Consider the following 22,061-nt stretch of genomic DNA (forward strand, 5'->3'; position numbering starts at 1 on the left):
AGATCGCGGACGGGTCCGGTTGCGATTGCCGCCCGTTCCCGCCGCCGCCCGACCGTCCGCTAGCTGCCCGCGCCGGTGCGCAGGAACTCGCGGGCGGCGGAGTTCACCGGCTGCGGGCTCCCGGAGGGGTCCAGGTCGAACAGGGCGACCAGCAGCTGGTCGGCGCGGTTGCGGGACTCCTGGCTGTACCCGGCCAGGGTGAACATCACCGGCTGCAGCTCGTCGGCGTGCAGGGTGTTCAGCCACAGGCACTCCACGGCGCGCAGGTCGACCGGCTCGGTCCAGGTGTCCACCTGCGCCACGATCCTCGGGCCGAGCAGGCACACGCCCTCGCGGTCCTGCGAGTCGGAGACCTCCAGCGAGCCGTGGCCGAGCCACTCCAGGAACCGCCCGGCGGCGATCACCGCGTCGTCGGGGGTGCGCACCGGGTGCGGGACGAACGGCGGACGCCCGGCCGGCTGCTGCGGCCGGGCCTGCACCGGCTGCACCGGGCGGACCGGCTGCACCGGGTGGGCGGCCTGCGCCGGGCGCGCGGGCGCCGGGCGGTTCGGCGGGACGGCGGCGGGCGCGGCCGGGGTGACCGGGACGGCCCTGCGGGCGGTGTCCACCGGCAGCCGCACGGTCACGCCGCAGCCGCAGGTGAACTCCGGCTGCGGCCACTCCTCGGAGCGCCCGCAGGAGGGGCAGCGCATGCTCAGCCAGGAGTCCGACCAGGACCGGTGCCGGACCTGCACCGGGGTGCCGCCGCGCAGCAGCGGCACCTTCAGCGTCGCCCCGCAGGCGCAGGGCAGGCCGGGCGGCTCGTAGCTGTGCTCGCGGCGGCAGGACGGGCAGCGCACGGGCCCCACCGCGGGGGACTGGCCGGGGTTGTCGGGCTGCGGCGTGGCGGGCATGGCGGACCGTCCGATCGACAGGGGACACGTGCACGTCCATCGTCGCCGAAACCCGCCGGTTCGGGGAGTGCCTGTCGCGGACAGCGATCGCTGGCAGGGTCCGGCCGCACCGTCCGGACAGCGCCGGTCCGGACGGCGCCGGGGCGGTCAGCCGCCGATGGCCGACATCGGGCGGTCCGGCCGGCGGAACGAGGCGCTGCCGATGCCGTGCCCGGGGCCCTTGCCGGCCACGGCGGTCCGCCAGGCGTCCTCGATCGCGGCGTCGTCCGCGCCGCCGCGCAGCAGCGCCCGCAGGTCCGATTCGGCGGTCGCGAACAGGCAGTTGCGCAACTGCCCGTCGGCGGTCAGCCGGACCCGGTCGCAGCCGCCGCAGAACGGCCGGGTGACGCTGGCGATGACGCCGACGACGGCGTCCGTGCCGAGCACCCGCCACTCCTCGGCCGGGGCGCTGCCCGCGCGCGGCACCGGCTCCAGCGCGAAGCGCCCGGCGAGGCGCTCCAGGATCTCGTCGGCGGTGACCATCCGCTCCCGCTGCCAGGCCCCCTGGGCGTCCAGCGGCATGGACTCGATGAAGCGCATCCGGTAGCCGTGCTCCACGGCGAAGGCGGCCAGCTCCGGTATCTCGTCCTCGTTGACCCCGCGCACCGGCACCGCGTTGACCTTCACCGGGGCCAGCCCGGCGGCCCGCGCGGCGGCCAGGCCGAGCAGCACGTCCGCCAGCCGGTCGCGCCGGGTGAGCTCGCGGTAGCGGTCGCGGCGCAGGGTGTCCAGGCTGACGTTGACCCGGCGCAGCCCGGCCTCGCGCAGCGCGGCGGCGCTGCGGGCCAGGCCGACGCCGTTGGTGGTCAGCGACAGCTCGGGGGCGTCCGCCGGGGCGGCCAGCCGGGCGACCAGCCCGGGCAGGCCGCGCCGCAGCAGCGGCTCGCCGCCGGTGAGCCGGACGGTGCGGATGCCCAGCCGCTGCGCGCCGATCCGCACCAGCCGCACCACCTCGTCGTCGGTCAGCAGCTCCGGCCTGGGCAGCCAGCCCGGCCCCTCCTCCGGCATGCAGTAGGTGCAGCGCAGGTTGCACCGGTCGGTGAGGGAGACCCGCAGGTCGGTGTGGACCCGGCCGAAGCGGTCCTGGAGCGGCCGGACGGCCGGGGCGGCGTCCGGGAGTGCGGTGGTGGGCATGGGGCCAGTAGATCCGCAGCGGCCGCCCGTGGTCCAGCGGGCGAAGCCCCGGTGAACCCGGCGGGGCCGCGCGGCGCGCCTGTGCAATCCTCCAACTCCGCTCCCGGGGCCGCTCCGGCCACACTGGACGCATGCAGCCACCGCCGCCCGGACCCGTCGCCCTGCTCCTCGCCGCCGGTGCGGGCCGCCGGCTCGGCCTGGGGCCCAAGGCGCTGCTGCCGTACCGGGGGCGCCCGCTGGTGGAGCACGCGCTGGGGGTGCTGCGCGCCGGGGGGTGTGCCCGGGCCGTGGTGGTGCTGGGCGCGGGCGCGGCGGAGGTCGCGGCCCGGGCCGACCTGGGCGGCTGCACGGTGGTGCGGAACCCGGACTGGGCATCCGGGATGGGCTCCTCGCTGCGCGCCGGGCTGGCCGCGCTGGACTCGGTCGCGCCCGGGGCCCCGGCCGCGCTGGTGGGCCTGGTGGACACGCCCGGGGTGACCCCGGCGGCCGTCGCCCGGCTGCTGGACGCCCAGCGGGCGGGGGCGGAGCTGGCGGCCGCGGCCTACGGCGGCAGGCGCGGGCACCCGGTGCTGATCGGCGCCCGGTACTGGGCCGAGGCGGCGGCGGGCGCGGTCGGCGACGCGGGCGCCCGGGAGCTGCTGCGCGCGCACGCCGCCGAGCTGGCCCTGGTCGAGTGCGGCGACGTGGCCGTGCCGGACGACGTGGACACCGCCGAGGCGTGGGCCGCCTGGTCCGGTGCCCGGCCCTGAGCGGCCCGCAGCGGCCCTCACGGCGGCCCGGGCCTGAAACGGGCCCGGGCCTGAGCAGCTCCGGCCCTGAGCGGCCCGCAGCGGCCCGGTGTCAGCCGCTGGCGGCCAGGGCCTGGCCGAGCCGGGAGGCGATCTCCTGCATCTGCGGGATCAGCCCGCCCCGCCCGCTGCGCGCCTCCAGCGCCCGCACCCGCGCCTCCGGGCCGGAGACCGACAGGGCGGTGGGGGTGGGCGCGCCCGGGACGACCACGGCGATGCAGCGCACGCCGATCTCCTGCTCCTGGTCGTCCACCGCGTAGCCCGCGTCGGTGACACCGTCGAACTGGGCCAGCAGGCTGCCCGGCGCGGTCACGGTGTGCTCGGTGTGCGCGGGCAGCGGGCCGGGGCCGAGCACCGCCGCCGCCTCCTGCCGCGGGAGCTGCGCGAGCAGCACCTTGCCGACGGCGGTGCAGTGCGGCTGCACCCGTCGGCCGACCTCGGTGAACATCCGCATGGAGTGCCGCGAGGGCACCTGTCCGACGTACACCACCTCGCCCGCCTCCAGGACGGCCAGGTTGGCGGTCTCGCCGGTCGCCTCCATCAGCTCGGCCAGGTAGGGGCGGGCCCAGCTGCCCAGCAGCCGCCCGGCGGTCTCGCCCAGCCGGATCAGCCGGGGGCCGAGGGTGTAGCGGCGCGCGGTGTCCTGCCGGACGTACCCCTGCTGCACCAGGGTGCGGACCAGCCGGTGGATGGTCGGCATGGGCAGCCCGGACGCCGTCGCCAGGTCGCTCAGGGTGCTGACGCCGCCGGAGTCGGCCAGTGCCTCCAGCAGCTGGAAGGCGCGCTCGACGGACTGCACGCCGCCGGAGCGGTCGGCCGCCGCGGCGTCCAGCGAGGCGGGGGGTGCGGCCACGGGATTGCCTTCCTGCGCGGGAGGGGTACGGTGTGCCGCGAGCAACATCAACAAAGTGTTGAATTTCTGCATCGCGGAAACTAGCCTCCACCTTACAGAAGCACGGCGTGTGCGACGACTGTTTCGATCATCCGCCGCCGCCCGCCGTCCACCGCGTGCACGTCCCCTGCTTGAAGGAGCTCAGGACCATGGCCGGACCGCAGGACCCAGACCTCCCCTCCGTCACCGTCACCGGCGTGCCGGTCGACCGGGGCGAGGAGGTCCTCACCCCCGACGCCCTCGCGTTCGTCGCCGACCTGCACCGCCGCTTCGACCCCCGCCGCCGCGAACTGCTCGCCCTGCGCCAGGAGCGCCGCGCCCGCATCGCCGCCACCGGCACCCTCGACTTCGACCCGGCCACCGCCGACGTCCGCGCCGCCGACTGGACGGTCGCCGAGGCCCCCCGCGCGCTCCAGGACCGCCGGGTCGAGATCACCGGCCCCACCGACCGCAAGATGGTCGTCAATGCCCTCAACTCCGGTGCCCGGGTGTGGCTCGCCGACTTCGAGGACGCCACCTCGCCCACCTGGCGCAACCTGGTCGAGGGCCAGCTCAACCTGATCGACGCGTTCGAGCGCCGGATCGACTTCGCCACCCCGCAGGGCAGGTCCTACGCCCTGCGCCCCGACGCCGAGTTGGCCACCGTGGTCGTCCGCCCGCGCGGCTGGCACCTGGACGAGGCGCACCTGCGGGTCGACGGCGAGCCGGTGGCCGGCGCGCTGTTCGACTTCGGCCTGTACTTCTTCCACAACGCCGCCCGGCTGCTGGCCCGCGGCCCGCAGGACCCCAACTCCGGCCCGTACTTCTACCTCCCGAAGACCGAGAGCCACCTCGAGGCCCGGCTCTGGAACGAGGTCTTCACCCACGCCCAGCAGGCGCTCGGCATCCCGCACGGCACCGTCCGCGCCACCGTGCTGATCGAGACCGTCACCGCCGCCTTCGAGATGGACGAGATCCTCTACGAGCTGCGCGACCACGCCGCCGGGCTCAACGCCGGACGCTGGGACTACCTCTTCTCGGTCATCAAGAACTTCCGCGACGCGGGGCAGGCGTTCGTCCTGCCCGACCGCAACTCCGTGGGCATGACCTCGCCGTTCATGCGCGCGTACGCCCAACTGCTGGTCAGCACCTGCCACCGGCGCGGCGCCCACGCGATCGGCGGCATGGCCGCGTTCATCCCCTCCCGGCGCGATCCGGCCGTCAACGCCGCCGCGCTGGAGAAGGTCACCGCCGACAAGGAGCGCGAGGCCGGCAGCGGCTTCGACGGCTCCTGGGTGGCCCACCCCGACCTGGTCCCGGTCTGCAGGGCCTCCTTCGACGCCGTCCTCGGCGACCGCCCGCACCAGAAGGACGTCCTTCCGGACACGACGGTCACCGCCGCCGAGCTGCTCGACGTCCGTGGCGCGGGCGGCAGTTGCACCGCCGCCGGGCTGCACAACGCGGTCCAGGTCGGCCTGCGCTACATCGAGGCGTGGCTGCGCGGACTCGGCGCGGTCGGCATCTTCAACATGATGGAGGACGCCGCCACCGCCGAGATCTCCCGCTCGCAGATCTGGCAGTGGATCCACAACGGCGTGGTCCTGGACAACGGCGCCAAGGTCACCCCGGAGCTGGTCCGCGACCTGGTGGCGACCGACCTGGCCGAACTGCGCGCCGAACTGGGCGAGGACGCCTACGCGGCCGGGCGCTGGGAGGCGGCCGCCGACCTCTTCGAACAGGTTTCGCTGGCCGAGGAGTTCGTCGACTTCCTGACCCTGCCCGGCTACGCCCTGCTGGACTGACGGCCGCCCCGGCGGCCCTCGCGGACCGGCGGTGGCGGCCCGGGCACCTGGGGAGGTCCGCCCGGGCCGCCGCCGCTCGACAGCGCCACCCGGACGGCGGCGGCGCCCGGCAGCCCGAGCGCGCGGCCTGACCGGCGGGCGGCCGGGCGCACGCTAGGGTGTGCTCCGCCGCCGTACACCCACCCGTCCGTGCGCGGCCCCCGCCTCCGAGCCCGCCGAAGGACCAGCACCGCATGCAACGCCCCGCCGTCCCGTGGCCCGCGACGGCCGCCGCCGTCATCGCCGTGGCCACCCTGCTGCTCGGGGTGTCGATGGCCTACGACGCCTCGCCGCGGCCAGTGGTCACCCGGGTCACCGTGGACGGCGACAGCCCCGGGCGGACCTTCGACGGCATCGGCGCCATCAGCGGCGGCGGCGGCAACTCCCGTCTGCTGGCCGACTATCCGGCGGCCCAGCGGGCGCAGATCATGGACTACCTGTTCAAGCCCGGCTACGGCGCCGCGCTGCAGATCCTCAAGGTCGAGATCGGCGGCGACACCAACTCCACCGACGGCGCCGAGCCCAGCATCGAGCACACCCGCGGCACGGTGGACTGCGACGCGGGCTACGAGTGGCCGCTGATGGAGCAGGCCAAGGCGCTGAACCCGGCCGTCAAGCTGTACGGGCTGGCCTGGGGCGCGCCCGGCTGGATCGGCCACGGCTCGTTCTGGTCCACCGACACCGTCGACTACCTGGTCACCTGGCTGGGCTGCGCCCGGCAGCACGGGCTCACCATCGACTACCTCGGCGGCTGGAACGAACGCGGCTACAACGCCGCCTGGTACGAGCAGTTGCACGCCGCGCTGCTCGCCCACGGCTACGGCTCCACGCAGATCGTCGGCGCCGACTCCACCTGGCAGGTCGCCGGCGCGCTGCGCGGCGATCCGGCCTTCGCCGCCGCGGTCGGCGTCATCGGCGTGCACTACCCGTGCACCTACCTGTCCGCGATGACCAGGTGCACCGGAAACGCCGACGCCGACGCCACCGGCAAGCAGCTGTGGGCCAGCGAGAACGGCTCGGAGGACTTCCAGGCCGGGGCCGCGCCGATCGCCCGGGCCATCAACCGGGGCTATCTGGACGCCAGGCTCAGCGCGTTCGTCAACTGGCCGCTGGTGGCCTCGCTCTACCAGAACCTGCCGTACCGCACCGACGGCCTGCTCACCGCCGACCAGCCCTGGAGCGGCGCCTACACCGTCGGCGCCAGCACCTGGGCGATCGCCCAGACCACCCAGTTCACCCAACCCGGTTGGCGCTATGTCGACTCGGGCAGCGGCTACCTCGGCGGCGACCGCGACAACGGCAGCTACGTCAGCTACCGGGCCCCCGGCAAGGCCGCCTGGAGCACCGTGCTGGAGACCCTGGACGCCAAGGCGGCGCAGACGCTGGAGCTGTCCGTCTCCGGCGGACTGCCCGGGGGAGCGCTGCACGTCTGGTCCACCGACCTGACCGGCACCCGCGCCGCCCGGGCCGGCCACGGCGCCCACCTGGTGCGGCAGGCCGACCTGAAGCCGACCGGCGGCCGCTACCGGCTGACCCTGCTGCCCGGGCGGGTGTACACCGTCACCACCACCACCGGCCAGGGCGCCGGGACCGCCGCCGGGCCCGCGCCCGCGCCGCTGGCGCTGCCGTACGCCGACAGCTTCGGCGGCGTCCCGGTGGGCGGCGAGGCCCGCTACCTCGCGGACATGAACGGCGCGTTCGAGGGCGCGCCCTGCGCCGGTGGCCGCCCGGGCACCTGCGTCCGGCAGATGGACACCGACCCGCCGATCACCTGGGACCGGCCGAGCACCCCGTACGCGCTGCTGGGCGGCCTCGACTGGAGCGACTACACCGTCTCGGCCGAGACGCTGCTGCAACAGCCGGGCTCGGTACAGCTGTTGGGCCGGGTCGGGCAGCAGAAGCGCTTCGACCCGGCCCAGATCGACGGCTACCGGCTGGAACTGACGGACCGTGGGGCCTGGACGCTGGTCCGCACCAGCAGCACGGGCGCGCCGGTCACCCTGGACCAGGGCACCCTGGATTCGGCTGCGGGCACCGGGAGTTGGCACCGGCTGGCGCTGTCCTTCAGCGGCGACCGGATCACCGCCTCGATCGACGGCGAGCAGGTGGGCGCGGTCACCGACGCCGACGGCTACCGGACCGGACAGGTCGGCCTCGGCACCGGGAGCTACCTCCCGGCCGAGTTCGCCGACCTGTCGGTCACCCCGAACCAGCCGCGCGGGTCGAACTAGCCGCGCGGGTCGAGCACCAGCTTGCCGGTGGTGCGCCGGGCGCGCAGGTCCTCATGCGCCCGGGCGACCTCCGACAGCGGGTAGGCCTCGCCGGTCAGCGGCCTCAACTCGCCCTGCGCGACCAGCCGCAGCAGCTCCGCCATGGGCTCGGCGTGCAACTCCGGGCGGCCCAGGCAGTGCATCAGCCAGAAGCCGACCACCGCCCGCGAGCGCGCCATCAGGGAGGCCGCCACGATCGGCTGCGGCGCGGTGCGCGAGGCCATGCCGTACGCGACCAGCCGGCCGAACGGCGCCAGCGCCGCCAGCGAGGCGTCGAACACCGGGCCGCCGGTCATCTCCAGGACGATGTCGACCTTCTTGCCGCCGTTGGCCTCGACCAGCCGCTCCTTGAGGCCCTCGCCCTCGGCCTCCACCGCGACGTCCGCGCCCAGCTCCAGCGCCAGCTCCCGCTTCTCCTTGGTGGAGGCGGTGGCGATCACCCGGCCCGCGCCGAAGCGCTTGGCCAGCTGCACCGCCAGCGAGCCGGTGCCCCCGGCCGCCGCGTGCACCACCACCGATTCGCCCGGGGCGAGCTTGGCGGAGGTGCGCAGCAGGTTCCAGGCGGTCAGCCCCTGGACGACCAGGGCCAGCGCCGCCGCGTCGGAGACCCCGTCCGGCACGTCCAGCGCCATCGGCTCCCAGGCCACCGCGCGTTCGGCGTAGCCGCCGGTGGCGGTGAGCGCCACCACCCGGCGGCCGTCGGCGGTCCGCCCGACCACCTCGCCGCCGGGCACCATCGGCAGGGTGCTGCTGGACAGGTAGGAGTCCTCCACCGCGTGGGTGTCGGCGTAGTTCACGCCGATCGCGTCCACCTCGATCAGCAGCTGCCCCGGCTGGGCCACCGGATCGGGCAGCTCCACCAGCCGCAGTACCTCGGGGCCGCCGAACTCGGTGATCTGTACTGCCCGCATTGCCGCTCCTCGCTTGGGTCCGCGCTGTCGTCCTGGAGCCAACATACCGGCTGGTATGTCGCGGGGACAGCGCGGGCATGCCGCGGCCCCGGACCCTCGCCGTGGGTCCGGGGCCGCTCCCCTGCGCGCGCGGAGGCGCGCCGGGGCCCGGGCGGCACACCGTCCAGTGCGCGCCCGGAGTACGGGGGTGGTGCGGGCCGGGGGGTGGTGCGGCGCCTCAGCCGCGGGAGGCCAGCTCCCGGGCGGCGTCGGCGGCGGCCTTGGCGATGCGGTCCTCGTTCACCGTGGTCAGCAGGCCCTTCTCGACCACCGGGCGGCCGTTGACCAGCAGCAGCGACAGCGGCGGCAGCGCGCCCAGGGCGAGCGCGGCGACCGGGTCGGCGATCGAGGAGTGCATCACCCCGTCCACCTTCCACAGCGCCAGGTCGGCCAGCTTGCCGACCTCGATCGAGCCGATGTCGTCCTGTCGGCCCAGCACCCGGGCGCCGCCCATGGTGCCCAGCCGCAGCACCGAGCGCGCGGTCAGCGCGGACGGGCTGCCGTGCAGCCGGTTGATCAGCAGCGCGTTCCGCAGCTCGGTGCCCAGCTCGCCGGACTCGTTGGAGGCGGTGCCGTCCACGCCCAGGCCCACCGGCACACCGGCCGCGAGCATGGCGGGCACCCGGGCGATGCCGGCCGCCAGCCGGGCGTTGGAGGAGGGGCAGTGCGCCACGCCGGTGCCGGTCTCGGCGAACTTGGCGATGTCGGAGTCGTCCATGTGGACGCAGTGGGCCATCCAGACGTCCTCGCCGAGCCAGCCCACGCTCTCGAAGTAGTCGGTCGGGCCCATCCCGAACAGCTCCTTGCAGAACTGCTCCTCCTCGGCCGTCTCCGAGCCGTGGGTGTGCAGCCGGACGCCCTTGCGCCGGGCCAGCAGCGCCGACTCCCGCATCAGCTCGGTGGTCACCGAGAACGGCGAGCAGGGGGCGATGGCGATCTGCAGCATGGAGTCGGAGGAGGCGTCGTGGTAGCGGTCCACGGCGGCCTCGGAGGCGAGCAGGATGGCCTCGGTGGTCTCCACGGCGTGGTCCGGCGGCAGGCCGCCGTCGCTCCGGCCGCGGTCCATCGAGCCCCGGGTGGCGGTGAAGCGCAGCCCCAGCTCGGCCACGGCCTCGATCTCGGCGCCCAGGATGTCGCCCCCGCCCTGCGGGAACACGTAGTGGTGGTCCATGGCCGTGGTGCAGCCGGACTTGAGCAGCGCGGCGGCCGAGCCCTGGGCGGCGGCGTGGACCAGCCGCTCGTCGATGCGCGACCAGGTCGGGTAGAGCGCGACCAGCCAGTCGAACAGGATGTCGTCCTGCGCCAGCCCGCGGGTGATCCACTGGTAGAAGTGGTGGTGGGTGTTGACCAGCCCCGGGGTGAGCAGGTGGCCCTCGGCGTTGACGCGCCGGGTGACGCCCTGCAGCCACTGCGGGGCGCGGCCCTCGCCGACCGACTCGATCCGGTTGCCGGCGATCACCACATGGCCGCTGCGGTACTCGCGGTCCTCGGCGTCGACGGTGGCGATCGCGGCGTTCTCGATGACGATGCGCTCGTCGGCGGGGGGCGGAAGGATGCTCATGGGTGCTCCTCGGCGGTGTCCGGCAGGTGCGGCGGGTGGGCCGCGCTGCCGTCGAGTGACCGCCGTCGGATGGTGCTGCCCAGGGCGGGACGGCGGGAGAATCCCTGGGCGGTCGCTGCTGCCGCGCGGCCGGTGGTCCTGGCGGGGCTCAGGCGACCGGGATGACCGGCGTGACGCCCTCGCGGTGGACCGTGCCCTCGATCAAACCATACGGGCGGTCGGCCGCGTAGTAGACCTCGTTCTCGTTCTTCAGCCCGAACGGCTCCAGGTCCACTAGGAAGTGGTGCTTGTTGGGCAGTTCCAGGCGTACCTCGTCCACCTCGGCGCGGTTGTTCAGCACCCGGGTGCCCATGGCGTACAGGGTCTGCTGCAGCGAGTAGGAGTAGGTCTGCGCGAACGCCTCCAGCAGGTGGCGGCGGACCTCGGCGTACGACTGCTCCCAGGGCGGCTGGGTCTCCGCGCCGCTCCAGGAGTGCTTCCAGCGGGCGGTGACCTGGGTGGCCAGGATACGGTCGTACGCCTCCTTCAGGGTGGTGTACTTGTCCTTGATGTAGCCCCAGAACTCCGAGTCGGTGGAGTTCAGCACGGTCAGCTCGCTGAGTCCGGTGATCACCTGGAAGCTGCTGCCGTCGTAGCCGATCTCGGCGGTGCGCACCTCGCCGCCGCTGCGGACGAAGGAGTGGCCGGGGCCCGCGTCGTCCTGGGTGGGGATGCGGTCCCAGGCGTACTCCTCGATCCGGATCCGGGCCCGGCGGATCGGCTCGTTGTCGTCCACGAAGTGCCGGGCGAGGTGGATGCCGAAGGCCTCGGCCGACTCTATGCCGTGCTCCTTGGCGAAGGCGTAGACCGTGTTCTTGGTGGTGTCGGTCGGCAGGCAGTTGGCGTTGGAGCCGGTGAGGTGGACGTCGTCCAGATCCCCGGAGAGGGCCACCGAGACGTTCAGGTCCTTGATCTCGTGGCGGGCGGTGTCGCGGCGGACGCGGACGACGCGGGTCTCCGCCTTGCCGTACTGGTTCTGGCCAAGCACGTGAGCCATGGTGGTCCTAGCTTCCTCGGTAGACGGAGTACCCGAACGGGTTCAGCAGCAGCGGGACGTGGTAGTGGGCCTGGGCCGGGTCCACGTCGACGACGACGGAGACCTCGGGGAAGAACGGCCCCTCGGTGGTGAAGGTGAGCCGCAGCACGCTGCCCAGCGACACGTCCGGGGCCGGCAGGTCCCTGCACCGGCCGTCGGCGTCGGTCCGCGAGGCGCCGAGGACGGCCCAGCCGTCGGCGGTGCGCTGGGCCAGCTGGACCGGGACGCCCTCGGCCGGGCGGCCGGTGCTGGTGTCCAGCACATGGGTGGAGACAGTGGTCATGGTTCCCCGTCAGGTGTCGGTGCATCAGTTGGCTTGCAGCAGCCGGTCGAGCCGGATGTCGTTGATCTTCCGCAGTTCGCCGCGGACGATCTCGCGCTCGGCGGCGGGGTCGTTGCCCTGCCGCTCGCGCAGCGCGGCCAGCATGGACGCCGCGGTGCGGCCGGTGGCGCAGATCAGGAAGACGTGGCCGAAGGCCTCCTCGTAGCGGGCGTTGGCGACGCGCAGCTCGGCCAGCAGTGCGGCGTCGGCGCCGTGCACGCCGGCCTGCTCGCGCCGGGAGGCGGCGTCGCCGTCCCGGGGCGCGCCGATGCGGGCGTGCCCGGCCATGGCGTCGGCCAAGTCGTCCGGGCCGAGCCGCCGCATCGCGGCGAGGTTGGCGGCGTGCAGGGCCCCGGCGTCGGCCCAGGGGCGGGTGGCGCGCACGAGCGCGGTCCAGGCGGGGCTGGAGCAGACCTCGGCGAGGACGCTGTCCAGCTCCTCGTCGGGCAGTTGGTTCAGCCCCCGCAGGGCGGTGTCGGCAGAGGCGTCGGGCTGGGTCACGGATGACCTCCAGGGAGGGGGACATCCACAAGCTAGATCGACGGCACCGTCACGTCAACAGTTTGTTGAAGAAGTCTGCGGCGGCTTCAGGGCTTCTGGCCGCTCTGCTGGCGGTTCAGGTAGTTGTACACGGTGAACCGGCTGACGCCGAGCGCCGCCGCCACCGTCTCCACCCCGTGCCGCACGGTGAACGCGCCGCGCTCCTCCAGCAGCGCCACCACCCGCTGCTTGCCGGCCCGGTCCAGGGCGGCCAGCTCGCCGCCGCCGAACTGCCGCTTCACGTCGGACAGCAGCCGGTCCAGCGCGCTCTCCAGGCCGGGCAGCCGGACCGCGACGGCCGGGGCGCCCTCCCACTCCAGCAGCACGTCGTCCGGGCGGGCCTCCTCCGGGCGGACCGCGCCCGCGCCGACGGCGTCCAGCAGTGGCTTGATGGCCGCGGCCAGCGGGTGCTCTATCTCGCTCATCCGGACCCCTCGGCGTCCGCCACCGCCGCGCCGGTCTCGTCCAGCGCGCTGACCTGGAGCGAGATCCGGGTGGCGCCGTGGGCGAGGGCCTCCTGGAGCAGGCGGGAGACCGCGGCCAGTGCCTGCGTGGCGCCGCCCTCGGCGCTGGTGCCGAACGGGCCGACGTCGACGCTGAGGCCCGCTTCGTCCACGACGCGCCTGGCGGCCCGGGCATGGTCGGGGAAGCCGTCCAGCTCGAACGGTTCTGTCGTGAACTCCACCTTCAATCGCACAACCGCAGCCTATCCGGTCGTCCGCGGCGGCGGCCGGGCCGCTTCAACAAAATGTTGCTTCGGGCCTTGACAGTTCCGGAGGCTGCCATGCCATAGTTCCGTCAAGCAGAAACTTGCTTCCGCATTGTGGAATTAGATGGGTGACCGCATGACGACCGCCGCCGCACACGCCTGGCTCGACCAGCGCTGGACCGTCAACCTCTCGACCCTCTTCACCGAGGTCCCGCTGGTGGAGCGGCCCGCAGCCGCGGCGGCCGAGGGCTTCGACGCCGCCGAGATCTGGTGGACGCTGGACGGCCCCACCCCGCCGCAGGCCGAGCTGGACGCGCTGCGCCGCGCCTTCACCGACGCCGGGGTCCAGCTCACCGGCCTCAACTTCGACGCCGGCGACATGGCCGCCGGAAGCAAGGGTCTGCTCTCCCGCCCGGACGGCTCCCAGCAGTTCCGCGACAACATCGCGGTCGCCGTCGGCCTCGCCGACTCGCTCGGCTGCAAGGCGCTCAACGCCCTCTACGGCAACCGGGTCGAGGGCCTCGACCCCGCCGTCCAGGACGGGCTGGCGCTGGAGAACCTCGCCCTGGCCGCCCAGGCCGCGCACGCCGTCGGCGCGATCCTGCTGGTCGAGGCCCTGAACGCGCCCGAGGCCCCGCAGTACGCGCTGCTCTCCAGCAAGGACGCGGTGGCTGTGGTCGACGCCGTCAACCGGGCCACCGGCCTGGGGAACGCCCGCTTCCTGTGCGACCTCTACCACCTGGCCCGCAACGGCGAGGACCTGCCGCAGGCCATCGAGGCGTACGCGGACCGCATCGGCCACGTGCAGATCGCCGACGCCCCGCAGCGCAACCAGCCCGGCACCGGCCAACTGGACTTCGCCGACCTGCTCGGCCGCCTGGACACCGCCGGATACCAGGGCCTCATCGGCCTGGAGTACAAGCCCGCCGCCGGGGTGGCCAGCGCCGACACCCTCGGCTGGCTGCCCCGCGAGCTGCGCACCAGCACCCGGGCCCGCTGACGGCGCCCGCGCCCGCACTCCGGCACCGCCCGACCCCGCCTCCGAGCAGCACCCGCATCGACCCGGACCCGCATCCGACCCGTAGGAGTACCCGCATGTCCGCCGCAACCCCCCGCAGGATCGCCTTCATCGGCCTCGGCATCATGGGCAGCCCCATGGCCGCCAACCTGGTCCGGGCCGGGCACACCGTCACCGGCTACAACCTGCAGCAGGACGCCATCGACAAGCTCGTCGCCGCCGGCGGCCGGGGCGCCGACAGCATCGCCTCGGCCGTGGCCGGCGCCGAGGTCGTGATCACCATGGTTCCGGCCGACCCGCAGGTCGAGCAGGCCGTCCTCGGCGAGGGCGGCGTCCTGGAGCACGCCGCGCCGGGCACCCTGCTCATCGACATGAGCAGCATCACCCCGCAGACCTCCCTCAAGGTCGCCGCCGCCGCGCGGGAGAAGGGCGTCCGCACCCTGGACGCCCCGGTCTCCGGCGGCGAGGCCGGCGCGGTCGAGGCGGTGCTCTCGATCATGGTCGGCGGCGCGGCGGACGACTTCGCCGAGGCCGAGCCGCTGTTCGCCGCGCTGGGCACCACCGTCGTCCACGTCGGCCCGGCCGGCTCCGGCCAGACCGTCAAGGCCGCCAACCAGCTGATCGTCGCCGTCAACATCCAGGTCCTGGCCGAGGCCGTGGTCTTCCTGGAGAACGCCGGGGTGGACCTGAAGGCCGCGCTGGACGTCCTGGCCGGCGGCCTGGCCGGCTCGACCGTGCTGAACCGCAAGAAGGCCAACATGATCGGCCGCGAGTTCGCCCCCGGCTTCCGCATCGACCTGCACCACAAGGACATGGGCATCGTCACCTCGGCCGCCCGCGCCGTGGACGCCCCGCTGCCGCTCGGCTCGCTCGCCGCCCAGCTGGTCGCCTCGGCCCGGGCCAACGGCGACGGCTCGCTGGACCACTCCGCGCTGCTCCGCGGCGTCGAGCGGCTCGCCGGACGGGAGGTCAACTGAGATGGCACGGATGACAGCGGCGCAGGCCGCCGTGGAGATCCTCAAGGCCGAGGGCGTCACGCACCTCTTCGGCCTGCCCGGCGCGGCGATCAACCCGTTCTACTCCGCGATGCGGACCGACGGCGGGCTGACCCACATCCTGGCCCGGCACGTCGAAGGCGCCTCGCACATGGCCGAGGGCTACACCCGGGCCAGGGCCGGGAACATCGGCGTCTGCATCGGCACCAGCGGCCCGGCCGGGACGGACATGGTCACCGGCCTGTACTCGGCCAGCGCCGACTCCGTCCCGATCCTGTGCATCACCGGCCAGGCGCCGGTCGCCAAGCTGCACAAGGAGGACTTCCAGGCGGTCGACATCACCGCGATCGCCGCGCCGCTCACCAAGATGGCGATGACCGTCCTGGAGCCGGCCCAGGTGCCCGGGGCCTTCCAGCAGGCGTTCCACCTGATGCGCTCCGGCCGCCCCGGACCGGTCCTGATCGACCTGCCGATCGACGTCCAGCTGGCCGAGATCGAGTTCGACATCGAGACCTACCAGCCGCTGCCGGTCTACAAGCCGAGCGCGAGCCGGGCCCAGATCGACCGGGCGCTCGACCTGCTGGCGGCCGCCGAACGGCCGCTGATCGTGGCCGGGGGCGGCGTCATCAACGCCGACGCCGCCGACCTGCTGGTCGAGTTCGCCGAGCTGACCGGCGTCCCGGTGGTGCCGACGCTGATGGGCTGGGGCTCGATCCCGGACGACCACCGGCTGATGGCGGGCATGGTCGGCCTGCAGACCTCGCACCGCTACGGCAACGCCACGCTGCTGGCGTCGGACTTCGTCCTCGGCATCGGCAACCGCTGGGCCAACCGGCACACCGGCGGCATCGGGACGTACACCGAGGGCCGCACCTTCGTCCACGTCGACATCGAGCCGACCCAGATCGGCCGGGTGTTCGCGCCGGACTACGGCATCGTCTCCGACGCCCGGGCCGCCCTGGAGCTGTTCGTCCTGGCCGCCCGCGAACGCAGGGCCGCCGGGACGATGGCGGACCGCTCCGCCTGGGCCGACAGCTGCCGGGCCCGCAAGGGCGAGCTGCTGCGCCGGACCGACTTCGACGACGTCCCGGTCAAGCCGCAGCGGGTCTACCAGGAGATGAACCGGGCCTTCGGCCGGGACACCCGCTACGTCACCACCATCGGCCTCTCGCAGATCCAGGCCGCGCAGCTGCTGCACGTCTACGGCCCGCGCCGGTGGATCAACGCCGGCCAGGCCGGGCCGCTGGGCTGGACCCTGCCGGCCGCGCTGGGCGTCGCCACGGCCGACCCCGGCGGTACGGTGGTCGCGCTCTCCGGCGACTACGACTTCCAGTTCATGATCGAGGAGCTGGCGGTCGGGGCGCAGTTCAACATCCCGTACATCCACGTGGTGGTGAACAACGCCTACCTGGGCCTGATCCGCCAGGCGCAGCGCGCCTTCGACATGGACTACCACGTCCAGCTGTCCTTCGAGAACGTCAACGCCCCCGAGCTCAACGGCTACGGCGTGGACCACGTCAAGGTGGCCGAGGGCCTGGGCTGCAAGGCCATCCGGGTGTTCGAGCCGGACGGTCTGGCCGCCGCCTTCGAGCAGGCCGGGAAGCTGGCCGCGGAGTTCCGGGTGCCGGTCGTGGTCGAGGTCATCCTGGAGCGGGTCACCAACGTCTCCATGGCCGCCGCCGACATCGACCAGGTCAACGAGTGGGAGCCGGTCGCCGCGCTGGCCTCGGACGCCCCCACCGCCCTGCGCAACACCCTCGGCTGAGCCCGCTCGGCCCCGAAGACCCTCCCCCCGCCGGCTGATCCCATCCGGTCGTGCCCGTCGGCGGGGGGAGACCGCGCCACCTCCCCGGGGCGGGACCCCTTCGCCCGGCGAAGGCAGCCCGTCGCGCCCCCGCCCCGGGGAGGGACCATGCCTCCTCCCGGCGGTGTGACCCTTCCCCAGGTGGGAACATCCGGTCGTGCCCGCATCGCCGGGAGGAGACCCGCAACGACCCCGAACGTGAGGACGACGATGGCCCAGCAGCGGATCACGACCGGACACGTGGTCATCGCGCCCGACAAGTTCAAGGGCAGCCTCACCGCCGCCGAGGCCGCCGAGCGGATCGCGGCCGGCATCCGCCGGGTCGCGCCGGACACCGAGCTCCGCGCCCTGCCCGTCGCCGACGGCGGCGAGGGCACCGTGCTGGCCGCGCTCGCGGCCGGCTACCGGCGCGAGACGGCCACCGTCGACGGCCCCACCGGCGAGCCGGTGCGGGCGCTGCTCGCGGTCCGCGACCGGACCGCCGTCGTGGAGGCCGCCCAGGCCAGCGGCCTGGCGCTGCTGCCCGGCGGGGTCCGGGCGCCGCGCACCGCGGGCAGCCGCGGCACCGGGCAGCTGATCGCCCGGGCGCTGGAGCTGGGCTGCACCCGGATCGTCCTCGGCCTGGGCGGCGTCGCCTGCACCGACGGCGGGGCCGGGCTGGTCCAGGCCCTCGGCGGCTCGCTGCGGGACGCCCGCGGCGCGGACCTGGCCCCCGGCGGGGCCGCCCTGGCGGGGCTGGGCTCGCTGGACCTCGGCGAACTGCCCCGGGCCCTGGCCGGGGTCGAGCTGGTGATCGCCGGGGACGTGGACAATCCGCTGCTCGGCGAGCGCGGCGCGGCCGCCGTCTACGGCCCGCAGAAGGGCGCCACCCCGGCCGACGTGGCCGAGCTGGACGCCGCGCTCGGCCACTGGGCGGACGCGGTGGCCGCGCTCACCGGCTCCGACCTGCGCGACGCCCCGGGCGCGGGCGCGGCCGGGGGCCTGGGCTTCGCGGCCGTGGCCCTGCTCGGGGCGCGGATGCGGCCCGGGATCGAGTTCCTGCTCGAACTGCTGGGCTTCGACCGGGCGGTGCGGGGAGCCCGCCTGGTCGTCACCGGCGAGGGTTGCCTGGACGTGCAGACGCTGCACGGCAAGGCACCCGCCGGGGTCGCCGCGGCGGCGGCCGGGGCGGGGGTTCCGGTGGCCGCTGTGGCCGGACGCCTCGAACTGACCGAGGAGCAGTGGCGCGGGGCCGGTTTCGCCGCCGCCTACGCCCTGGTCGACCTGCTCGGGCCGGACGCGCCCGAGGGGGCCGCCCTCGGCCGGGCGGCCGAGCTGGCCGAGCGGGCCGGAGAGCGGCTGGCCCGGGATTTCCTGCGCTGAGCCCGCCCGGTCGCCCCGGCGGACGTGCCCGCCGCCGAACGTTGACGTTTTGTTGAAGCCGGACTTAGGCTCGCCCTACTGAAACCGCCCGGCTGTTCCGGCTGCCCACCCGCAGCTTTCCCAGCCATGCCGTGCCGTTGCCCGCGCGCGGGCATCCTGCCGATCCAGCCCGGAGGTTCCGTTGACCGGTTCGCCGAACACCGTGTTCCGCTCCTGCCGCGCCGTCCTCCCCGGCGGCGAGCGCCCCGCCGACGTCGTCGTCCAAGGCGGTCGCATCACCTCGGTCCTGCCGCACGGCGCGGGCGAGGGCGAGGTGCTCGACCTCGGCGGGCTGGCCCTGCTGCCCGGGCTGGTCGACACCCACGTCCACGTCAACGAGCCGGGCCGGACCGAGTGGGAGGGCTTCGCCACCGCCACCCGGGCCGCCGCCGCGGGCGGGGTCACCACCGTCGTCGACATGCCGCTGAACTCGCTGCCGCCGACCACCACCATGGCCGGTCTCGAGGCCAAGCAGAAGGCGGCGGCCGGGCAGACCTTCGTGGACGTCGGCCTGTGGGGCGGCGCCGTCCCCGGCAACACCGCCGACCTTGAACCGCTGCACCGGGCCGGGGTGTTCGGCTTCAAGAGCTTCCTGGCGCCCTCCGGCGTGGACGAGTTCCCCCATCTGACGGCAGCTCAACTCGAAGAAGCCATGCTGGAGTTGTCCCGGCTGGGGGCGCTCTCCATCATCCACGCCGAGGATCCGGCGGTACTGGACGCCGCACCGCACCGGGCCGGACCGCACTACGCCGACTTCCTCGCCTCGCGCCCCGACGACGCCGAGGCCACGGCCGTGGCGACGCTGCTGGAGACCGCCGCCCGGACCGGCACCCGCGTCCACATCCTGCACGTCTCCTCCGCGGCCGTACTGCCGCTGCTGCGCCGCGCCCGCGCCGAGGGCGTCCGGGTCACCGCCGAGACCTGCCCGCACTACCTGACCCTGGCGGCGGAGGGCGTCCCCGACGGCGACACCGCCTTCAAGTGCTGCCCGCCGATCCGCGACGAGTCCAACCGCGAGCAGCTCTGGCAGGCCCTGGCCGACGGCGAGTTCGCGGCCGTGGTCTCCGACCACTCGCCCTCCACGCCCGACCTCAAGCACCTGCCGCGCCACGGCGGCAGCGGCGACTTCGCCGCCGCCTGGGGCGGCATCGCCTCGCTGCAGCTCGGCCTGCCCGCGGTCTGGACCGAGGCCCGCCGCCGGGGGTTCGCCCTGGCCGACGTCGTGCGCTGGATGAGCAGCGGCCCGGCCGGCCTGGCCGGACTGTCCGCCAAGGGGGCGATCGCCCCCGGCATGGACGCCGACCTGGTCGCCTTCGACCCGGACGCGGAGTTCACCGTCGAACCCGAGGGCCTGCACCACCGCAACCCCGTCACCCCCTACGCGGGCCGGGCGCTGACCGGCGCCGTCCGCACCACATGGCTGCGTGGCCGGGTGGTGGACCTGGCCCCCGACGCCGAGCCCACCGGCCGCCTGATAGCCCGAGGAGAAGCATGACCGACCGTCAGAATGCCGCCGCCTTCACCGAATTGGTCGACCTCGCGGCCCGGGGGCTGGGCGCCGGGGTCGTCGACGCCAACGACGAGCTGTTCGCCGAGAAGGAGAACCTGATCGTCGCCGCCGCCCCGCAGTTCCGGCCGCACACCTTCGGGCACAAGGGCCAGATCATGGACGGCTGGGAGACCCGCCGCCGCCGCGGCGCCTCCGCCGGGCAGCCGCACCCCACCGACGACGACCACGACTGGGCCGTCGTCCGGCTCGGCGCGGCCGGGCTGGTGCGCGGAGTGGTGGTGGACACCGCCCACTTCACCGGCAACTACCCGGAGAGCGCCTCGGTCGAGGCCGCCTCCGTGCCCGGCCTGCCCTCGCCCGCCGAGGTCGCCGCCGCCGAGTGGGTCGAGATCGTGCCGCGCACCGCGCTCAAGGGCGACACCGCCCACGCCTTCGAGGTCGGCTCCGACCAGCGCTTCACCCACGTCCGGCTGAACATCTGGCCCGACGGCGGCGTCGCCCGGCTGCGGGTGTACGGCGAGGTCGTGCCCGACCCGCGCGACCTGGACGGCCTCAGCTTCGACCTGGCCGCGCAGGAGCACGGCGGGGTCGCCACCGGCGCCTCCGACCGCTACTTCTCCTCCCCGCACAACCTCAACTCCCTCGGCCGCGCCGCCGTCATGGGCGAGGGCTGGGAGACCCGCCGCCGCCGCGACCGGGACAACGACTGGGTCGAGATCCGGCTCGCGGGCACCGGCGAGCCGTTGGCGGTCGAGGTGGACACCACCCACTTCATCGCCAACTGCCCCGGCTGGGCCGCGCTCCAGGGCCGCGACGAGGCCGGGGAGTGGTTCGAACTGCTGCCGCGCATTCGGTTGCAGCCCGACACCCGGCACCGGCTGCGGATCGGGCCGGGCCGCCCGGTCGATGCCGTCCGGCTGGACGTCTTCCCCGACGGCGGCGTCGCCCGGCTGCGGCTCACCGGCCGGCTCACCGGCGCCGGGCACACCGCCCTGGCCCTGCGCTGGCTGAACGCCGTCCCGGCGGCCGAGGCCCGCACCGCGCTGGCCGAGGCCGGGCTCACCGCCCCGGAGGCGCAGGCGGTCGCCGCCGCCCGTCCGCTGGTTGACGCTCCGTCAGTGAATGCCGCGGTGGCCGCCCTGGCCCCCGCCGACAGCCCCGACGGCGCGGAGACCGCCCGCCGCCGGGCCGCGATCCGGCGGCTGCTGGGCGTCTGACGACGACGGCCCGCCCGGCAGCCGCCGCCCCTCCCGCGCCCCCGCGCACGCCGAGGACGGCGACACCGCCGCCCGCGTCCTGCCCCGCGTCCACGCCGCCGACCCGGCCCGGCGGAGGCGGGGGAGCGGCGCGGGCGGGCGGGCGCGGGCGCGGCGGGCGTTGCGGAGCCGCGCTCCGGTAGCGGGACGACACCGTTCGGTGAAGAGTGTTGCCTGGGCGGACTCCGTCTGCCCCGAGCCGCACCCCCACCCTCGACCCGTCCCCGGAGGCCACCATGCCCGAGGTCAACGAACCCTACGCGACCGGCACCCCCTGTTGGATCGACCTGATGGCACCGGACCATCAGGGCGCCCTCGACTTCTACCGCGACCTGTTCGGCTGGGAGGGCGAGATCGGCCCGGCAGAGCAGGGCGGATACTCCGTCTGCACCAAGAACGGCCGCCCGGTGGCCGGCATCGGCCCGGTCATGGCCCCCGACGCCCCCACCGTCTGGACCACCTACATCTCCACCGACGACGCCCCGGCCACGTTCTCGGCCGTCACCGCCGCCGGCGGCAGGACCCTGACCGAGCTGATGGACGTGATGACCCTCGGCCAGATGGCCGTGGTCGAGGACCCGGCCGGAGCGGTCTTCGGCATCTGGGGCCCCAAGGACTTCATCGGCGCGCAGATCGTCAACGAGCCCGGCGCGCTGATCTGGAACGAGTGCAACACCCGGGACGCCGCGGCTGCGACCGCCTTCTACTCCAGGGTCTTCGGCATCGGCTTCCACGACGCCGAGTTCATGCCCTCGTACAAGGAGATCCAGGTCAACGGGCGCACCGTGGGCGGGCTCCAGCAGATGTCCGAGGAGGCGTTCGGCACCGAGCTGCCCTCGCACTGGCTGTCCTACTTCGCCGTGGACGACGTCGACAGCACCCTGGACGCCGCGGTGAAGCGCAACGCCGACGTGATCATGCCCGCCCAGGACACCCCGGTCGGCCGGATGGCCACCATCCGCGACCCCTGGGGCGCGGTCTTCTCCGTCATCTCCCCCAAGCAGCCCGACTGACCCCGCCCCCAGCCCGCACCGCACCCGTCCTGACCTCACCGGACGGGTGCGGCCCCCTCTGGCGCCGGGCC

General features: G+C 74.6%; 19 protein-coding genes and 1 pseudogene. 10 read left to right on the forward strand and 10 right to left on the reverse strand.

Annotation, left to right across the window (positions count from 1 at the left end; all coding sequences use genetic code 11):
- Positions 1-59: 59 nt before the first annotated feature.
- Complete coding sequence (locus GXW83_RS10025) at positions 60-893, reverse strand: hypothetical protein (protein ID WP_182442725.1); 834 nt, start codon at positions 891-893, stop codon at positions 60-62.
- 147 nt (positions 894-1,040) lie between these two features.
- Complete coding sequence (gene moaA / locus GXW83_RS10030; RefSeq protein WP_182442726.1) at positions 1,041-2,066, reverse strand: GTP 3',8-cyclase MoaA; 1,026 nt, start codon at positions 2,064-2,066, stop codon at positions 1,041-1,043.
- Between the two features lie 131 nt (positions 2,067-2,197).
- Here moaA and GXW83_RS10035 point away from each other — a divergent pair, with 131 nt between their 5' ends.
- The gene (locus GXW83_RS10035) at positions 2,198-2,815 is read left to right on the forward strand and encodes an NTP transferase domain-containing protein (RefSeq protein ID WP_182442727.1); all 618 of its coding nucleotides are present in this window, start codon (positions 2,198-2,200) and stop codon (positions 2,813-2,815) included.
- 91 nt (positions 2,816-2,906) lie between these two features.
- Here GXW83_RS10035 and GXW83_RS10040 read toward each other — a convergent pair whose 3' ends face one another.
- The gene (locus GXW83_RS10040; protein ID WP_182442728.1) at positions 2,907-3,755 is read right to left on the reverse strand and encodes an IclR family transcriptional regulator; all 849 of its coding nucleotides are present in this window, start codon (positions 3,753-3,755) and stop codon (positions 2,907-2,909) included.
- Positions 3,756-3,895: 140 nt separating this feature from the next.
- On the opposite strand from GXW83_RS10040, the gene aceB reads away from it, so the two are divergent.
- Both aceB and GXW83_RS10050 read left to right on the forward strand, forming a co-directional pair.
- A complete protein-coding gene (gene aceB, locus GXW83_RS10045) occupies positions 3,896-5,527 on the forward strand; it encodes a malate synthase A (protein WP_182442729.1) in 1,632 nt (543 codons plus the stop codon).
- A 233-nt stretch (positions 5,528-5,760) separates the two neighbouring features.
- Positions 5,761-7,797 (forward strand): galactosylceramidase, encoded by a 2,037-nt coding sequence (locus GXW83_RS10050; RefSeq protein ID WP_182442730.1) that lies wholly within the window; start codon positions 5,761-5,763, stop codon positions 7,795-7,797.
- Here GXW83_RS10050 and GXW83_RS10055 read toward each other — a convergent pair.
- From GXW83_RS10055 to GXW83_RS10080, 7 genes are all read right to left on the reverse strand, one after another.
- Positions 7,794-8,747 (reverse strand): NADPH:quinone oxidoreductase family protein, encoded by a 954-nt coding sequence (locus GXW83_RS10055; RefSeq protein ID WP_182442731.1) that lies wholly within the window; start codon positions 8,745-8,747, stop codon positions 7,794-7,796. The two genes, GXW83_RS10050 and GXW83_RS10055, sit on opposite strands and share 4 nt — an antisense overlap.
- Before the next feature lie 217 nt (positions 8,748-8,964).
- Positions 8,965-10,347, reverse strand: a complete 1,383-nt coding sequence (locus GXW83_RS10060; protein WP_182442732.1) for an 8-oxoguanine deaminase — start codon at positions 10,345-10,347, stop codon at positions 8,965-8,967.
- 148 nt (positions 10,348-10,495) lie between these two features.
- Positions 10,496-11,383 (reverse strand): factor-independent urate hydroxylase, encoded by an 888-nt coding sequence (gene pucL, locus GXW83_RS10065; RefSeq protein WP_182442733.1) that lies wholly within the window; start codon positions 11,381-11,383, stop codon positions 10,496-10,498.
- A gap of 7 nt (positions 11,384-11,390) precedes the next feature.
- The gene (uraH, locus tag GXW83_RS33920; RefSeq protein ID WP_225446877.1) at positions 11,391-11,705 is read right to left on the reverse strand and encodes a hydroxyisourate hydrolase; all 315 of its coding nucleotides are present in this window, start codon (positions 11,703-11,705) and stop codon (positions 11,391-11,393) included.
- 24 nt (positions 11,706-11,729) lie between these two features.
- Positions 11,730-12,245, reverse strand: coding sequence for a 2-oxo-4-hydroxy-4-carboxy-5-ureidoimidazoline decarboxylase (gene uraD, locus GXW83_RS33925; RefSeq protein ID WP_225446878.1), 516 nt, complete (start codon positions 12,243-12,245; stop codon positions 11,730-11,732).
- Between the two features lie 86 nt (positions 12,246-12,331).
- Positions 12,332-12,709, reverse strand: a complete 378-nt coding sequence (locus GXW83_RS10075) for a helix-turn-helix domain-containing protein (protein WP_182442734.1) — start codon at positions 12,707-12,709, stop codon at positions 12,332-12,334.
- On the reverse strand, positions 12,706-12,981 hold the full coding sequence (locus tag GXW83_RS10080) for a thiamine-binding protein (RefSeq protein WP_182442735.1): 276 nt from the start codon (positions 12,979-12,981) through the stop codon (positions 12,706-12,708). Before GXW83_RS10080 ends, GXW83_RS10075 begins: the two co-directional genes overlap by 4 nt.
- Before the next feature lie 148 nt (positions 12,982-13,129).
- On the opposite strand from GXW83_RS10080, the gene GXW83_RS10085 reads away from it, so the two are divergent.
- The 7 genes and pseudogenes from GXW83_RS10085 to GXW83_RS10115 all read left to right on the forward strand — a co-directional run bounded on the left by GXW83_RS10085 (position 13,130) and on the right by GXW83_RS10115 (position 21,990).
- A complete protein-coding gene (locus GXW83_RS10085) occupies positions 13,130-13,993 on the forward strand; it encodes a TIM barrel protein (RefSeq protein ID WP_225446879.1) in 864 nt (287 codons plus the stop codon).
- Between the two features lie 95 nt (positions 13,994-14,088).
- Positions 14,089-14,988, forward strand: coding sequence for a 2-hydroxy-3-oxopropionate reductase (locus GXW83_RS10090; protein WP_182442737.1), 900 nt, complete (start codon positions 14,089-14,091; stop codon positions 14,986-14,988).
- 1 nt (position 14,989) lies between these two features.
- Positions 14,990-16,771 carry a glyoxylate carboligase gene (gene gcl / locus GXW83_RS10095; protein ID WP_182442738.1) on the forward strand — a complete coding sequence of 594 codons (1,782 nt, stop codon included), beginning with the start codon at positions 14,990-14,992 and terminating at the stop codon, positions 16,769-16,771.
- A 249-nt stretch (positions 16,772-17,020) separates the two neighbouring features.
- Positions 17,021-18,172, forward strand: a complete 1,152-nt coding sequence (locus GXW83_RS10100) for a glycerate kinase (protein WP_182447207.1) — start codon at positions 17,021-17,023, stop codon at positions 18,170-18,172.
- A gap of 181 nt (positions 18,173-18,353) precedes the next feature.
- On the forward strand, positions 18,354-19,706 hold the full coding sequence (allB, locus tag GXW83_RS10105) for an allantoinase AllB (protein ID WP_182442739.1): 1,353 nt from the start codon (positions 18,354-18,356) through the stop codon (positions 19,704-19,706).
- Positions 19,703-20,725 (forward strand): annotated as a pseudogene (alc, locus tag GXW83_RS10110) (allantoicase); the annotation flags it as partial. The gene allB and the pseudogene alc, both read left to right, overlap by 4 nt.
- 488 nt (positions 20,726-21,213) lie before the next feature.
- Complete coding sequence (locus GXW83_RS10115) at positions 21,214-21,990, forward strand: VOC family protein (RefSeq protein WP_182442741.1); 777 nt, start codon at positions 21,214-21,216, stop codon at positions 21,988-21,990.
- Positions 21,991-22,061 lie beyond the last annotated feature (71 nt).

It is taken from the genome of Streptacidiphilus sp. PB12-B1b (genome assembly GCF_014084125.1).
GTDB lineage: Bacteria > Actinomycetota > Actinomycetes > Streptomycetales > Streptomycetaceae > Streptacidiphilus.

Coding starts and splice junctions, on each gene's coding strand:
- GXW83_RS10050 (WP_182442730.1), top strand. CDS start 5,761: ATGCAACGCCCCGCCGTCCCGTGGCCCGCGACGGCCGCCGCCGTCATC.
- GXW83_RS10115 (WP_182442741.1), top strand. CDS start 21,214: ATGCCCGAGGTCAACGAACCCTACGCGACCGGCACCCCCTGTTGGATC.
- GXW83_RS10025 (WP_182442725.1), bottom strand. CDS start 893: ATGCCCGCCACGCCGCAGCCCGACAACCCCGGCCAGTCCCCCGCGGTG.
- uraH (WP_225446877.1), bottom strand. CDS start 11,705: ATGACCACTGTCTCCACCCATGTGCTGGACACCAGCACCGGCCGCCCG.
- gcl (WP_182442738.1), top strand. CDS start 14,990: ATGGCACGGATGACAGCGGCGCAGGCCGCCGTGGAGATCCTCAAGGCC.
- GXW83_RS10040 (WP_182442728.1), bottom strand. CDS start 3,755: ATGTTGCTCGCGGCACACCGTACCCCTCCCGCGCAGGAAGGCAATCCC.
- GXW83_RS10090 (WP_182442737.1), top strand. CDS start 14,089: ATGTCCGCCGCAACCCCCCGCAGGATCGCCTTCATCGGCCTCGGCATC.
- GXW83_RS10085 (WP_225446879.1), top strand. CDS start 13,130: ATGACGACCGCCGCCGCACACGCCTGGCTCGACCAGCGCTGGACCGTC.
- GXW83_RS10075 (WP_182442734.1), bottom strand. CDS start 12,709: ATGAGCGAGATAGAGCACCCGCTGGCCGCGGCCATCAAGCCACTGCTG.
- pucL (WP_182442733.1), bottom strand. CDS start 11,383: ATGGCTCACGTGCTTGGCCAGAACCAGTACGGCAAGGCGGAGACCCGC.
- GXW83_RS10035 (WP_182442727.1), top strand. CDS start 2,198: ATGCAGCCACCGCCGCCCGGACCCGTCGCCCTGCTCCTCGCCGCCGGT.
- GXW83_RS10055 (WP_182442731.1), bottom strand. CDS start 8,747: ATGCGGGCAGTACAGATCACCGAGTTCGGCGGCCCCGAGGTACTGCGG.
- GXW83_RS10060 (WP_182442732.1), bottom strand. CDS start 10,347: ATGAGCATCCTTCCGCCCCCCGCCGACGAGCGCATCGTCATCGAGAAC.
- GXW83_RS10100 (WP_182447207.1), top strand. CDS start 17,021: ATGGCCCAGCAGCGGATCACGACCGGACACGTGGTCATCGCGCCCGAC.
- aceB (WP_182442729.1), top strand. CDS start 3,896: ATGGCCGGACCGCAGGACCCAGACCTCCCCTCCGTCACCGTCACCGGC.
- moaA (WP_182442726.1), bottom strand. CDS start 2,066: ATGCCCACCACCGCACTCCCGGACGCCGCCCCGGCCGTCCGGCCGCTC.